This window comes from Georgenia wangjunii, assembly GCF_036421975.1.
Lineage (GTDB): Bacteria > Actinomycetota > Actinomycetes > Actinomycetales > Actinomycetaceae > Georgenia_A > Georgenia_A wangjunii.
In genome coordinates this window covers 57669-71078 of record NZ_JAZGON010000008.1, presented here as the reverse complement: position 1 = coordinate 71078, position 13410 = coordinate 57669, and the positions used below count along the sequence as shown (strand labels likewise).

15 protein-coding genes are annotated in these 13410 nt (G+C 74.5%); 14 read left to right on the top strand and 1 reads right to left on the bottom strand.

Annotated elements, in window-relative coordinates:
- Positions 1 to 47: 47 nt before the first annotated feature.
- From V2J63_RS12210 to prmC, 7 genes are all read left to right on the top strand, one after another.
- A complete protein-coding gene (locus V2J63_RS12210; RefSeq protein WP_331231319.1) occupies positions 48 to 1361 on the top strand; it encodes a homoserine dehydrogenase in 1314 nt (437 codons plus the stop codon).
- Positions 1361 to 2434, top strand: coding sequence for a threonine synthase (thrC, locus tag V2J63_RS12205; protein ID WP_331231318.1), 1074 nt, complete (start codon positions 1361 to 1363; stop codon positions 2432 to 2434). The genes V2J63_RS12210 and thrC overlap by 1 nt, the downstream gene beginning before the upstream one ends.
- A 10-nt stretch (positions 2435 to 2444) precedes the next feature.
- Positions 2445 to 3341, top strand: a complete 897-nt coding sequence (thrB, locus tag V2J63_RS12200) for a homoserine kinase (RefSeq protein ID WP_331231317.1) — start codon at positions 2445 to 2447, stop codon at positions 3339 to 3341.
- 318 nt (positions 3342 to 3659) lie between these two features.
- Positions 3660 to 5594: a transcription termination factor Rho gene (gene rho, locus V2J63_RS12195; RefSeq protein ID WP_434056328.1), complete on the top strand. Its 1935-nt coding sequence runs from the start codon at positions 3660 to 3662 to the stop codon at positions 5592 to 5594.
- 125 nt (positions 5595 to 5719) lie between these two features.
- A complete protein-coding gene (gene rpmE / locus V2J63_RS12190) occupies positions 5720 to 5953 on the top strand; it encodes a 50S ribosomal protein L31 (protein ID WP_331231315.1) in 234 nt (77 codons plus the stop codon).
- 78 nt (positions 5954 to 6031) lie between these two features.
- Entirely contained in the window at positions 6032 to 7132 is a 1101-nt protein-coding gene (gene prfA / locus V2J63_RS12185; protein ID WP_331231314.1) for a peptide chain release factor 1, read from the top strand.
- On the top strand, positions 7129 to 8031 hold the full coding sequence (gene prmC / locus V2J63_RS12180) for a peptide chain release factor N(5)-glutamine methyltransferase (protein ID WP_331231313.1): 903 nt from the start codon (positions 7129 to 7131) through the stop codon (positions 8029 to 8031). The genes prfA and prmC overlap by 4 nt, the downstream gene beginning before the upstream one ends.
- On the opposite strand, the gene V2J63_RS12175 is transcribed toward prmC, so the two are convergent.
- Positions 7976 to 8356: a VanZ family protein gene (locus tag V2J63_RS12175; RefSeq protein WP_331231312.1), complete on the bottom strand. Its 381-nt coding sequence runs from the start codon at positions 8354 to 8356 to the stop codon at positions 7976 to 7978. The genes prmC and V2J63_RS12175 overlap by 56 nt on opposite strands.
- 69 nt (positions 8357 to 8425) lie before the next feature.
- Between V2J63_RS12175 and V2J63_RS12170 the strand changes: the two genes are divergently transcribed.
- The 7 genes from V2J63_RS12170 (at position 8426) to V2J63_RS12140 (ending at position 13341) form a co-directional block, all read left to right on the top strand.
- Positions 8426 to 9142 (top strand): L-threonylcarbamoyladenylate synthase, encoded by a 717-nt coding sequence (locus V2J63_RS12170; RefSeq protein WP_331231409.1) that lies wholly within the window; start codon positions 8426 to 8428, stop codon positions 9140 to 9142.
- Positions 9139 to 10260, top strand: coding sequence for an MraY family glycosyltransferase (locus V2J63_RS12165; protein WP_331231311.1), 1122 nt, complete (start codon positions 9139 to 9141; stop codon positions 10258 to 10260). The genes V2J63_RS12170 and V2J63_RS12165 overlap by 4 nt, the downstream gene beginning before the upstream one ends.
- Positions 10257 to 10682, top strand: coding sequence for a Cg1360 family ATP-synthase-associated protein (locus V2J63_RS12160; RefSeq protein ID WP_331231310.1), 426 nt, complete (start codon positions 10257 to 10259; stop codon positions 10680 to 10682). Before V2J63_RS12165 ends, V2J63_RS12160 begins: the two co-directional genes overlap by 4 nt.
- 126 nt (positions 10683 to 10808) lie before the next feature.
- Entirely contained in the window at positions 10809 to 11642 is an 834-nt protein-coding gene (gene atpB, locus V2J63_RS12155; RefSeq protein WP_331231309.1) for a F0F1 ATP synthase subunit A, read from the top strand.
- A 90-nt stretch (positions 11643 to 11732) separates the two neighbouring features.
- Positions 11733 to 11942, top strand: a complete 210-nt coding sequence (gene atpE / locus V2J63_RS12150; RefSeq protein WP_211338682.1) for an ATP synthase F0 subunit C — start codon at positions 11733 to 11735, stop codon at positions 11940 to 11942.
- Entirely contained in the window at positions 11942 to 12526 is a 585-nt protein-coding gene (locus tag V2J63_RS12145; RefSeq protein WP_331231308.1) for a F0F1 ATP synthase subunit B, read from the top strand. The genes atpE and V2J63_RS12145 overlap by 1 nt, the downstream gene beginning before the upstream one ends.
- On the top strand, positions 12526 to 13341 hold the full coding sequence (locus V2J63_RS12140) for a F0F1 ATP synthase subunit delta (RefSeq protein ID WP_331231307.1): 816 nt from the start codon (positions 12526 to 12528) through the stop codon (positions 13339 to 13341). Before V2J63_RS12145 ends, V2J63_RS12140 begins: the two co-directional genes overlap by 1 nt.
- Positions 13342 to 13410: the final 69 nt, after the last annotated feature.

Below are 13410 nucleotides of genomic sequence, written 5' to 3'. Positions count from 1 at the left end.
CCCCCGAGACGGGCGCAGCGGTGAGGACAGAGCGAGAGGCGGAGCGGGTGAGCGAGGGAACAGGGCGCAGCACGCTGCGCGTGGCGGTGCTGGGGTGCGGGACGGTCGGGACCGAGGTCGTCCGGCTGCTGACGGAGCAGGGTGCGGACCTCGCTGCCCGCACCGGCGCCGAGCTCGAGCTCGCCGGGATCGCCGTGCGCGACACCGACGTCGCCCGCGACCCGGTCGTGCCCACCGACCTGCTCACACGCGACGCCGCGGCGCTCGTGCGCCGGGCGGACCTCGTCGTCGAGCTCATGGGCGGGATCGAGCCCGCCCGCACGCTCATCCTCGACGCCCTGCGCGCCGGCGCGAGCGTCATCACGGCCAACAAGGCGCTCCTCGCGGCGCACGGCCCCGAGCTCTACGGCGCCGCCGAGGCCGCGCACGTCGACCTCTACTTCGAGGCGGCCGTCGCCGGCGCCGTCCCCGTCGTGCGCGGTGTGCGCGAGGCGCTCGCGGGCGACCGGGTCACCCGCGTCCTCGGCATCGTCAACGGCACGACGAACTTCATCCTCGACGAGATGACGACGCGCGGCGTCGGCTTCGACGAGGCGCTCGCCGACGCCCAGGCGCTCGGGTACGCCGAGGCGGACCCGACGGCGGACGTCGACGGGCACGACGCCGCGGCCAAGGCCGCGATCCTCGCCTCCCTCGCCTTCCACTCCCGGATCGGCATCGCCGACGTCCCCGTCGAGGGGATCCGGTCCATCACCGCCGAGGACGTCGAGGCCGCGACGAGCACCGGCCGTGTCATCAAGCTCCTCGCCGTCGCCGAGTCCGTCGCCGACGGGCCGGGACGGGGCGTCTCGGTACGGGTCCACCCCGCCCTCCTGCCCCTCGAGCACCCCCTCGCGGCGGTGCGCGGCGCGTTCAACGCCGTCGTCGTCGAGGCCGAGTCCGCGGGGCGCCTCATGTTCTACGGGCAGGGCGCGGGCGGGCGCCCCACCGCCTCGGCCGTCCTCGGGGACGTCGTCTCCGCGGCGCGCCACCGCGTGCTCGGCGGGCGCGGCCCCGTCGAGTCGACGTACGCCGACCTGCCCGTCCTGCCGCCGGAGCTCGTGCGCACCCGCCACCAGCTGCGGGTCCGCGTCGCCGACGAGCCGGGCGTCCTCGCCCGCCTCGCCGGCGTGTTCGCCGAGCACGGCGTCTCGATCCAGTCCGTGCAGCAGGACCTCGCCCGCGAGCCGGGCGCCGCGGCCGAGATCGTCGTCGCCACGCACCTTGCGAGCGAGGCGGCGCACGCCGCCACCGCCGCGGCGGTCGCGGGGCTCGCGGCGGTCGAGCAGGTCATCTCCGTGACGAGGGTGGAGGGTATGTGATGGCGCACCAGTGGCGCGGCGTGATCGAGGAGTACGCGGACCGGTTGCCGATCGCGGCGGGGGACGCCGTCGTCAGCCTCGGTGAGGGCGGGACGCCGCTCGTCAGCGCGCCCGCCCTGTCCAGCCGGACCGGCGCCCAGGTCTACGTCAAGGTCGAGGGGGCCAACCCCACCGGGTCCTTCAAGGACCGCGGCATGACGATGGCGATGTCGAAGGTGGCCGCCACGGCGACCGAGATGGTCGTGTGCGCCTCGACGGGCAACACGTCCGCCTCCGCCGCCGCGTACGCCGCCAAGGCCGGCCTCGGCTGCGCGGTCGTCCTGCCGGCGGGCAAGATCGCCGCCGGCAAGCTCGCCCAGGCCATCGTCCACGGCGCCACGCTCGTCGCCGTCGACGGGAACTTCGACGACTGCCTGCGGATCGTGCGCACGCTCGCGGAGCGCTACCCGGTCGCGCTCGTCAACTCGGTCAACCCCTACCGCCTCCAGGGCCAGAAGACGGCGGCCTTCGAGATCGTCGACGCGCTCGGCGACGCGCCGGACATCCACGTCCTGCCCGTCGGCAACGCCGGCAACATCTCCGCCTACTGGATGGGCTACCGCGAGTACGCGGCGCCCCACGCGGGCGAGCCGGCCCGGGCGACGCGCACCCCGCGCATGTGGGGGGTCCAGGCCGACGGGGCCGCCCCGTTCGTCAAGGGTGCCCCGGTCGAGCACCCCGAGACGGTCGCGACGGCGATCCGCATCGGCAACCCCGCCTCCTGGGACCTCGCGGTCGAGGCGCGGGACGCCTCCGGCGGGTGGATCGACTCGGTCTCGGACGCGGCGATCCTCGACGCGCAGGCGCTCCTCGCCCGCGAGGTCGGCGTCTTCGTCGAGCCGGCGTCGGCGGCGAGCGTCGCCGGGCTGCTCCAGGCCGCCGAGCGCGGGCAGGTGCCCGCCGGCGCCGTCATCGTGTGCACGGTGACCGGCAACGGCCTCAAGGACACCGCCACGGCCCTCGGCCAGGTGAGCATCGAGCCCGAGGTCGTCGCGGCCACCGCCGAGGACACCGCCCGCGCACTGGCCCTGTGAGCGACGCCCGATGAGCGCACGCCTCGTCCGTGACCGGGTCCGCGTGCGGGTCCCGGCCACGAGCGCCAACCTCGGCCCCGGGTTCGACGCCCTCGGCCTAGCGCTGGGGATCTGGGACGAGATCGAGGTCCGCGCCGTCGCGGGCCCCACGAGCGTCACCGTCCGCGGTCAGGGCGAGGGGACGGTCGGTGAGGGGGAGGAGCACCTCGTCGTCCGCGCCGTCCGCGCCGGTCTCGACGCGATGGGCGCCCCGCAGGCGGGCCTCGAGCTCGTCTGCGAGAACCGCATCCCGCACGGACGCGGGCTCGGGTCCTCCGCGGCCGCCGTCGTCGCGGGGCTCGTCGCCGCCCGCGGGCTCGTCGGTGACCCGGCCGCGCTCGACGACACCGCCGTCCTCACCCTCGCGACCGAGCTCGAGGGGCACCCGGACAACGCCGCCCCGGCCATCATCGGCGGGGCGACCGTCGCGTGGGTCGACGAGGACGGCCCGCGCGCGGCGCGCCTGCCCGTCGGCGAGCACGTGCGCCCCACGGTCCTCGTCCCGCCCGGCACGCTCCTCACCCGCCACGCGCGCTCGGTGCTCCCCGCGCACGTGCCCCACGCGGACGCCGCCCTCAACGCCGGCCGCTCCGCCCTCCTCGTCCTCGCGCTCGCGGAGCGCGCCGACCTCCTCCTGCCCGGGACGGAGGACCGGATCCACCAGCGTCAGCGCGCGGACGTCATGCCCGCGACGCTCGACGTCGTCGGTGCCCTGCGGGCGCGGGGGCTGCCTGCCGTCGTCTCGGGGGCCGGGCCCAGCGTCCTCGTCCTGGCACGCCTCGACGGCGAGGCGGCCGCGGCGCTCACCCGGCACAGGTGGCAGGTCCTTGCCCCCGTTGTCGCCCAGCGCGGGGCCGAGCTGCTCTAGCACGCGCGTCCCGGCTGGTATGCTAGCCGTGCACCGGCTCCACTCGGACCCGTCCGCGCGCTCGTGAGCGCGTCGCCCGTCCTTCTCAAGACGGTGCGCCCCAGCCCCAGAACCAGCGTCGCGACTGTGTCGCGCACGCCGGAGTGCGGCGCCAACGCCCGGTCGTCTCCGCGCCGGGTGGCCAATCATCGGACCTCGCCACTCGGGCTTGGGCCGATCCCCGAGGGAAGGAACCTCGTGACAGAACAGCGTGACGCGATCTCGCCCGCCGCCAGCACAGAGGCTGGCACCGGCGCGAAGGGTGGCTCTCTGGCCGCCATGCGTCTGACCGACCTCCAGGCCGTCGCGGCCGAGGCCGGGCTCAAGGGCACCGCCCGGATGCGCAAGAGCGACCTCGTCGCCGCCATCCAGGCCGCCCGCAACGGCGGGCCGGCACCGACCCGCACCGACCGCCAGCCCGCCGAGCGGTCCGACCGCCCCACCGAGGGCACGACGACGGACGCAGCGCCGCAGGGCACGACGACGCACGCAGCGCCGCAGGGCACGACGCCCGACGCGGCGCCGGAGCGGCCCGCCCGCAGCGGCCGCGCCCCGCGCACCCAGCGGTCCGAGCGCACCGAGCGCCCCGAGGCGGACCTCGAGCTGACGCTCGAGGCGCCGGAGCGCCCGGAGCGGCGCTCGCGCCCCTCCCGCGACCGGTCCGCGCCGAAGTCGCTCGACGCCATCGAGCTTCCCGCACCCCGCGACGAGGAGCCCCGCCAGGGCGCTCGCCGCCCCGACCGCGGCGAGGACGACGACCGCGCCGCGCGGGCGCTCGACGCCGTCGGCTCCGTCACCGGCCGTACGTCGCGCCGGGCCGGCCGCGACGCCGGCGCGCCCGTTCTCGACGTGCCGGCGCGCGGGGAGACCCGCCGCACCGAGGGCCAGGACGGCTCCGAGCGCGGGCTGCCCGACCTCGCGCCGCGCCGCGCCGAGGACGACGCCGACCGGGGCGGGCGCAACAACCGCCGCCGCAACCGGGACCGCAACCGGGACCGCAAGCGCCGCGGCACCGGCGCGGCCGGGGACTTCGGCCCGTACGACGACGTCGAGGTCACCGAGGACGACGTCCTGCTGCCCGTCGCCGGCATCCTCGACATCCTCGAGAGCTACGCCTTCGTGCGCACGAGCGGCTACCTCCCCGGCGCGAACGACGTCTACGTCTCCCTCGGTCAGGTGAAGAAGAACGGCCTGCGCCGGGGCGACGCCGTCACCGGCGCGGTCCGTCAGCCGGCCGAGGGCGAGCAGCCCGGTGGCCAGCGCCAGAAGTTCAACGCGCTCGTGCGCCTCGACTCGGTCAACGGTGCGCCCGTGGACGTCGCGCGCCACCGCCCGGAGTTCGCCAAGCTCACGCCGCTCTACCCTGAGGAGCACCTGCGCCTGGAGACGACGGCGACCGCGCTCACCCCGCGTGTCATCGACCTCGTCGCCCCGATCGGCAAGGGCCAGCGCGGCCTCATCGTCGCCCCGCCCAAGGCCGGCAAGACGATCATCATGCAGCAGATCGCCAACGCCATCACGACGAACAACCCCGAGGTCCACCTCATGGTCGTCCTCGTCGACGAGCGGCCCGAAGAGGTCACGGACATGGAGCGGACGGTCAAGGGCGAGGTCATCGCCTCGACCTTCGACCGGCCGGCCACGGACCACACGATCGTCGCCGAGCTCGCCATCGAGCGCGCCAAGCGCCTCGTCGAGCTGGGCCAGGACGTCGTCGTCCTCCTCGACTCCCTCACCCGGCTCTCCCGGGCCTACAACCTCGCCGCGCCCGCGTCCGGGCGGATCCTCTCCGGTGGTGTCGACGCCTCGGCGCTCTACCCGCCGAAGCGGTTCTTCGGCGCGGCACGCAACATCGAGCACGGCGGCTCGCTGACGATCCTCGCCTCGGCGCTCGTCGAGACGGGCTCGAAGATGGACGAGGTCATCTTCGAGGAGTTCAAGGGCACCGGGAACATGGAGCTGCGGCTCTCCCGCTCCCTCGCGGACAAGCGGATCTTCCCGGCGGTCGACGTCAACGCCTCCGGCACCCGCCGCGAGGAGCTCCTCATGTCCGCCGGCGAGCTGAAGATCGTGTGGAAGCTCCGCCGCGTCATGGGCGCGCTCGACCAGCAGCAGGCGCTCGAGCTGCTCCTGGGCAAGATGCGGGAGACGGGCTCGAACGCCGAGTTCCTCATGACCGTGCAGAAGACGACCCCGGGTGTGACCGGGGACTGAGGGCACGGCCCGCGGCCCGGGAAGATTTTCGGCCCGGGCTGCGTTCTGGCAGGATGAACGACTCCATCGCCGGTTCACGAGGGCGCCGCCCTCGACCCGGTGACGAGAAACCAAGGAGAAACCACATGAAGCAGGGCATTCACCCCACGTATGTCACCACCACGGTGACGTGCACGTGCGGCAACACGTTCGAGACCCGCTCGACGGCGGACAGCGGCGAGATCCGCGCCGACGTGTGCAACGCGTGTCACCCGTTCTACACGGGCAAGCAGAAGATCCTCGACACCGGTGGCCGCGTCGCCCGCTTCGAGCAGCGCTACGGCAAGCGCGCCGAGACCAAGGCCGCCGAGTCCGAGTAAGACGTCTGCCTCAGCGCCGGTGGGACCACTCCCACCGGCGCTGCGGTCTGTCCGGGTGAGCGAGAGAGGGGATCGGGGATGAGCGAGGACTTCGCCTCCGTCGGCCCGTTCCTCGACGAGCACGCCGAGATCGAGGCGGCGCTCGCGGACCCGGCGGTCCACGCCGACGCCGCTCGGGCCCGCACCCTCTCGCGCCGATACAGCGAGCTGTCCCGGATCGTCGCGGCGTACACCGCGTGGCGCACCGCGCTCGACGACGCCGAGGCGGCCGCCGAGCTCGCGACGGCCGACGCCTCCTTCGCCGCCGAGCTCCCGCTCCTCCAGGCCGAGGCCGACAAGGCTTCCGCCGCCCTGCGCGCCGTGCTCGTCCCGCGGGACCCGGACGACACCCGCGACGTCATCCTCGAGATCAAGGCGGGGGAGGGCGGGGAGGAGTCCGCGCTCTTCGCCGGGGACCTCCTGCGCATGTACCTGCGCTTCGCGGAGCGCCGCGGCTGGTCCACCCAGGTCCTCGGGGCGACGGAGTCCGACCTGGGCGGCTACAAGGACGTCTCGGTCGCGGTCAAGGCCCGTGGCGTCCCGGAGAACCCCGCCGACGGCGTGTGGGCGCAGCTCAAGTACGAGGGCGGCGTCCACCGGGTCCAGCGGGTGCCCGTCACCGAGTCCGCCGGGCGGATCCACACCTCGGCGGCCGGCGTCCTCGTCCTGCCCGAGGTCGAGGACCCGGGCGAGGTCGAGATCGACGGCAACGACCTGCGCATCGACGTCTACCGCTCCTCCGGGCCCGGCGGGCAGAGCGTCAACACGACCGACTCGGCCGTGCGCATCACGCACGTGCCCACGGGCATCACGGTCTCGATGCAGAACGAGAAGTCCCAGCTCCAGAACCGCGAGCAGGCCATGCGCGTCCTGCGCGCACGCCTCCTCGCCGCGCGGCAGGAGGAGGCCGACGCCGTCGCGTCGGAGGTCCGACGCTCCCAGGTCCGCACGGTGGACCGCTCGGAGCGGATCCGCACGTACAACTTCCCCGAGAACCGGATCGCCGACCACCGCACGGGCTACAAGGCCTACAACCTCGACGCCGTCCTCGACGGCGACCTCGAGCCGGTCATCGCCTCGGCCGTCCAGCTCGACGAGGCGGCCCGTCTCGCGGCCGCCTCCGGCCCGCGCCCGGCGTGAGCGCCGCCACCACGCCCGGGCCCGAGCGCGAGCTCCCCGGCTGGCGGGCCGCCGTCGACGGCGCCGCGCGCCTCCTCGCCGAGGCGGGGGTGCCCTCCCCGCACGTCGATGCCCTCGCCCTGGCCGAGCACGCGCTCGGCCTCGACCGGCTCGTCCTCGCCATGGCGCCAGCCCCGACGGCCGAGACGCTCGCGTCCTTCGCGGCCCTCGTCGAGCGCCGCCGCCGGCGGGAGCCGCTCCAGCACATCACCGGTCGGATGGCGTTCCGCCACCTCACGCTCCGCAGCGCGCCGGGTGCCTTCATCACCCGCCCGGAGACCGAGGTCGTCGCCGGTCACGCCATCGACGCCGCCCGCGCCGTGACCGCCGGCGGCGCCGTCGTCGTCGACCTGTGCACCGGGTCGGGCGCCATCGCGCTCGCCGTCGCGACCGAGGTGCCGGGCGCGCAGGTGTGGGCCGTCGAGCTGTCCGCCGACGCCCTCGCCGTCGCCCGGCGCAACGTCGCCGAGACCGCCCCGCACGTCCATCTCGTCGGCGGCGACGCGGCCGACGCCCTCCCGGAGCTCGACGGGGGCGTCGACGTCGTCGTCGCGAACCCGCCGTACATCCCGCCCGACGCCGTCCCGCGCGAGGTCGAGGTCCGCGAGCACGACCCGGACCTCGCCCTCTACGGCGGCGGCGCCGACGGCCTCGACACCCCGCGCGCCGTCGTGCGCCGCGCCGCGGACCTCCTGCGGCCCGGCGGTGTCCTCGTCATGGAGCACGCCGAGGTCCAGGCGGCCGACGTGCGCGCGCTGGTCGCGGGAACGGGCGCCTTCGCGGGCGTCCGCACCGCGCCGGACCTCACCGGTCGGGACCGGATGGTCCTCGCGCGGCGCGCGGGTCCCGCCGCGCGCTGAGCGCCCGGCCGAGCGCCCACCCGAGCGCCACCCCGACGACGTCGGCCACGGCGTCCCACACGTCGCCCGACCTGTTCGGCAGGAGCGCGTGCTGGACGAGCTCGCTCACGACCGCGTGGGCGAGCAGGAGGGGCACGAGCACGCGTGCGGGCACCCCGGCGAGCATGCCGGTGAGGGCGACGAGGGCGAAGACGGCCGCGTGGACGAGCTTGTCCGAGCCGGGGACGCCCTCGGCGCCGGTGGACGGCACGCGGGGGGCGTAGAGCGCGAGGAGGTGGGCACCGATCGCGAGCACGAGCAGCGCACGGCGCAGGGATGGACGCATCACCGCCAGGATGCCACGCGGGCCTCGTGAGCCGACCGGCTCGCCCGTGGGAAGATCGTTCCCGTGAGCGTGTACGACTGCACCGACCCCACCACCCGCGGCCCCGGCCTCGACGAGGCCGTCAACGCCATCGGCCGGGGCGCCCTCGTCGTCCTGCCGACGGACACCGTCTACGGGATCGGCGCCGACGCCTTCGACCCGCGCGCCGTCGCCGCCCTCCTCGCCGCCAAGGGCCGCGGCCGCCAGATGCCCCCGCCCGTCCTCGTCCCGCGCGCGGGCACCCTCGCCGGGCTCGCGACGGACGTCGGTGAGGAGGTCCACGCCCTCGTCGCGGCGTTCTGGCCCGGGCCGCTCACGGTCATCTGCCGCGCCCAGCCCTCGCTCGCGTGGGACCTCGGCGACACGAACGGCACGGTCGCCCTGCGCATGCCCGACGACGAGACCGCCCTCGCCCTCCTCGCCCGGACCGGGCCGCTCGCCGTCTCGAGCGCCAACCGCTCCGGCGAGCCCGCCGCGACGACGGCGCAGGAGGCCGCCGACGCGCTGGGCGCCGACGTCGCCGTCTACCTCGACGGCGGCCCCTCCCGCGGCGGCACCGCGTCGACGATCGTCGACGCGACCGGGCCGGTGCTGAGCATCCTGCGCGAGGGGGCCCTGAGCCGGGCGGACCTCGCCGCCGTCGTCCCGGCGCTCGCCGAGGCGCCGGAGGCAGCGGACTCCGCGGAGGCACCGGAGCCGGAGCCGACGCCCGAGCACCCCGAGCGTGACGGCACCGGCCCGCCGTGAGGGTATACCTGCTCGTCATGCTCGTGGCCGCGGCGGTGACGTTCGTCGCGACGCCCCTGGCCCGGCGCCTCGCGCGGCTCACCCACGCGCTCACGCCCGTGCGCTCGCGCGACGTCCACACGGTGCCGACGGCGCGGCTCGGCGGGCTGGCGATGCTCGCCGGCTTCGCCGTCGCGATGGTCGTCGCCTCGCAGGTGCCCTTCCTCGCCGAGGTGTTCGCCGGCCCCCAACCATGGGCGATCCTCGGTGGCGCCGCGGGCGTGTGCCTCCTCGGGGTCGCCGACGACATCTGGGACCTCGACTGGATGACGAAGCTCGTCGGGCAGGTCCTCGCCGCGGGCCTCATCGCGTGGCAGGGCGTCCAGCTCATCACCTTCCCCGTCGCCGGCCTGACCATCGGCTCGGCGCGCCTGTCCCTCGTCGCGACGGTCCTCGTCGTCGTCGTCGCCGTCAACGCCGTCAACTTCGTCGACGGGCTCGACGGGCTCGCCGCCGGGATGGTCGGCATCGGCGGGCTGGCGTTCTTCGTCTACACCTACGTCCTCACCCGCGCCCAGACGCCGGGGGACTACTCCAACCTCGCGACCGTCGTCATCGTCGCCGTCGTCGGGGTGTGCATCGGGTTCCTGCCGCACAACTTCTTCCCCGCCCGGATCTTCATGGGGGACTCGGGCTCGATGTTCCTCGGTCTCACCGTCGCGGCCGCCGCGATCACGGTGACCGGGCAGATCGACCCGGCGAGCTTCTCCGTGGGGCAGGTGTTCCCCGCGTTCGTGCCGATCATCCTTCCCGTCGCCGTCATGCTCCTGCCGCTGCTCGACATGACGCTCGCCGTCCTGCGCCGGCTGCGGGCCGGGCAGTCCCCGTTCCAGGCCGACCGCCAGCACCTCCACCACCGGCTCCTCGCCCTCGGGCACAGCCACCGGCGGGCGGTGCTCATCATGTACCTGTGGACGACCGTCTTCGCGTTCAGCGCGGCGTCGCTCGCCGTGTTCTCCACGACCGCCGTCCTCGTCGGGGCGAGCGTCGCCGTCCTCGTCGCCGGCCTCGTCACCGTCCTCCAGCTCCCGGCGCTGCGCCGGCGAGACAACGCCCCCAGCAAGGAGCTCCCCGCATGAGCGAGACCGACACCGCACGCGCGACCCGCGCGATGTTCCGCACGATCCTGCGCCGGCTCACCGTCCTCGTCGCCGTCCTCGCCGTCGGGGGAGCGGCCGTCGGGGCCGCCGTCGCCGGCACGCCCGGCGTCTGGGGCGCGCTCATGGCCGCCGGCATCGCGGCGCTGTTCGTGCTCGGCACGGCCGCGACGATGCTCCTCACCGCGGACAAGCCGGTCCACGTGGCGAGCGCCGCCGGTGTGGGCGGGTGGCTCGTCAAGACGCTCGTCGTCTTCGGCGTGCTCCTGCTCGTCCGGGACCGCGACTTCTACTCCCCGGGCGTCTTCTTCGCCGTCCTCGTCCTCGCGCTCCTGGGGTCCCTCGCGATCGAGTTCGGAGCCATGCTGCGGGCCCGCGTGCCCTACGTCGAACCCAACGCATGACAGGCTTTCCGGGCGGTCCGCGTGGTCACCACCGCGGCGCGCGTACGGTACGATTCTCGAGTCCCGGGGTTGGTCGCTGATGAGCCAGTTCTCCCGAGCGACACGTCCGACGTACGGCTCGAACCCATGGGGGTAGTCCTGTCCGCCGCCACGCTCGTCCTCGCAGCAGCGCCCGCCCTCGCGGCCGAAGAAGGCTCAGGGTTCCACGCTCCGTCGCTGGCCGACTTCTTCCCCGCGCCCATCCTCTTCGAGGGCACGATCTTCGAGTTCAACCGGATCACGATGGTCCGGCTCATCGCGACGCTCGTGCTCGTCACCCTCTTCTGGCTGGCCGTGCGGCGTCCGCGCCTCGTCCCGGGCCGCGGGCAGAGCATGGCCGAGATGGGCCTGGGCTTCGTCCGGGACAACATCGCGGTCGAGGTGCTCGGCAAGGAGTACGGGCGGCGCTACACGCCGCTCCTCATGGTCATCTTCTTCGGGATCTTCTCCCTCAACATCACGGGCATCATCCCCTTCCTCAACATCGCCGGCACGTCCGTCGTCGGGATGCCGCTCGTCTTCGCGATCCTCGCCTACGTCGCCTTCATCGTCGCCGGCGTGCGGGCGCAGGGCGGGGCCCACTACTTCAAGTCCCAGCTCTTCCCGCCGGGCGTGCCGTGGCCGATCTACATCATCCTCGCACCGATCGAGTTCCTCTCGACGTTCATCCTGCGCCCGCTCACGCTGACGGTCCGGCTCCTGGCCAACATGCTCTCCGGGCACCTGCTGCTCGTGCTGTGCTTCTCGGCCACGCACTACCTCTTCCTCGAGGCCTCGGGCGCGCTCTTCGCGGCCGGCGTGCTCACCTTCGCCGCCGGGTTCGCGTTCACGCTGTTCGAGATCTTCATCGCAGCGCTGCAGGCGTACGTCTTCGCCCTCCTCACCGCCGTGTACATCAACCTGTCGGTGGAAAGCCACTGAGCCACCCCCGGTGAGCCTGTCCGAGGCGCACCACCCCCTGCACGTGCCGGGCCCCGCCCGGGACAACCAACCTGGAAGGAAACACTCCACATGGAGATCACCGGAGACATCGCGACCATCGGCTACGGCCTGGCCACCATCGGCCCCGGTATCGGTATGGGAATCCTCGTCGGCAAGACGCAGGAGGCGGTGGCCCGTCAGCCGGAGCTGGCCGGCCCCCTCCGTATCAACATGTTCATCGGTATGGCCCTCGTCGAGGCGCTCGGCCTCATCGGCCTGGCCGCCGGCTTCGTCTTCTGATGATGCCCGCAGCCCTCGTCGTCGCGGCGGAGGAGGAGTACAGCGTCCTCATCCCCGCCTGGTACGACATCATCTGGTCGGCGGTCTGCCTCGCGATCATCGCTGGCGTCCTCCTCTGGAAGGTCGTCCCGGCGCTGACGAAGATCCTCGACGAGCGCTCCGAGAAGATCGAGGGCGGGCTCGCCGCGGGTGAGACGGCGCGCGCCGAGGCCGAGGCCCTGCGGGCCGAGGTCGGCCGCGAGATGGCCGAGGCGCGTGTCGCCGCGGCCCGCGTGCGTGAGCAGGCGACCGAGGACGGCAACGCGATCATCGCCGAGGCGCGGGCCAAGGCCCAGGCCGAGGCCGAGCGGGTCGTCGCGAACGCGCAGCGCCAGCTCGAGGCGGAGCGTCAGCAGGCCGAGATCTCGCTCAAGGCGGACGTCGGCATGCTCGCCACCACCCTCGCCTCGCGGATCGTCGGGGAGTCCCTCGCCGATGACGCACGGCGCTCGCGCGTCATCGACCGGTTCCTCGACGAGCTCGACGAGCAGGTCTCCGCGCAGCGTCCGGCCGGCGAGAGGGTCGCCGGGGCAGGGCAGGCGTGATGCGCGCCAGCAGCCAGGCCGCCCTCGCGGCGGCCGTCGAGCGGTGGGAGGCGGTGGTCCGCGAGCGCGGGGAGGCGTCCCGCGCCTACGGCGAGCAGCTGTTCGCCGTCGCGGACACGCTCACCTCCTCCGCGTCGCTGCGCCGCGCGCTCACCGAGCCGTCGCGTGACGGCGGGGCGAAGGCAGGCCTCGTCGCCGCCCTGTTCTCCGAGCGGGTCGCCCCGGAGGTCGTCGACCTCCTCTGCGGGCTCGCGCGCTCTCGGTGGTCGGGCGAGCACGACCTCGTCGAGGCGGTCGAGGAGCTCGGGCTGACGTCCGTGCTCGCCGCCGCCCAGGCGCGGGGAGACCTCCTGCGCGTCGAGGAGGAGCTCTTCTCCGTCGACCGCACCTTCTCCGCGGACCGGGAGCTGCGCACGGCCCTCGCGGACCGGGACGTGGCACCGGAGCGACGCACGGCGCTCGTCGCCTCGCTCCTCGCGGGCAAGGTCGCGCCGGAGACGGACATCATCGTGCGCCGCGTGGTCACCACCCTGCCGGGGCGCTCGCTCGCGAGCGCGCTGCACCACGTGAGCGAGGTGGCCGCCGCACGGCGTGAGCGCCTCGTCGCCACGGTCACCGCGGCCGCACCGCTCAGCCACGCGCAGGAGGAGCGGCTCGCCGCGATCCTCGGCCGGGCCTACGGCCAGGCCGTGCAGGTCAACGTCGGGGTGGACCCGGCAGTGGTCGGCGGCATGCGGGTGCAGGTCGGGCCCGAGGTCATCGACGGCACGGTCCGCACCCGTCTGCAGGACGCACAGCGCCGGCTCGCCGGCTGACGCACGAACGCACGGCCGAGCGGGGCACGTGTCCCGCCGTCCACCCGAACGAGAAGAACCGCGGCCACC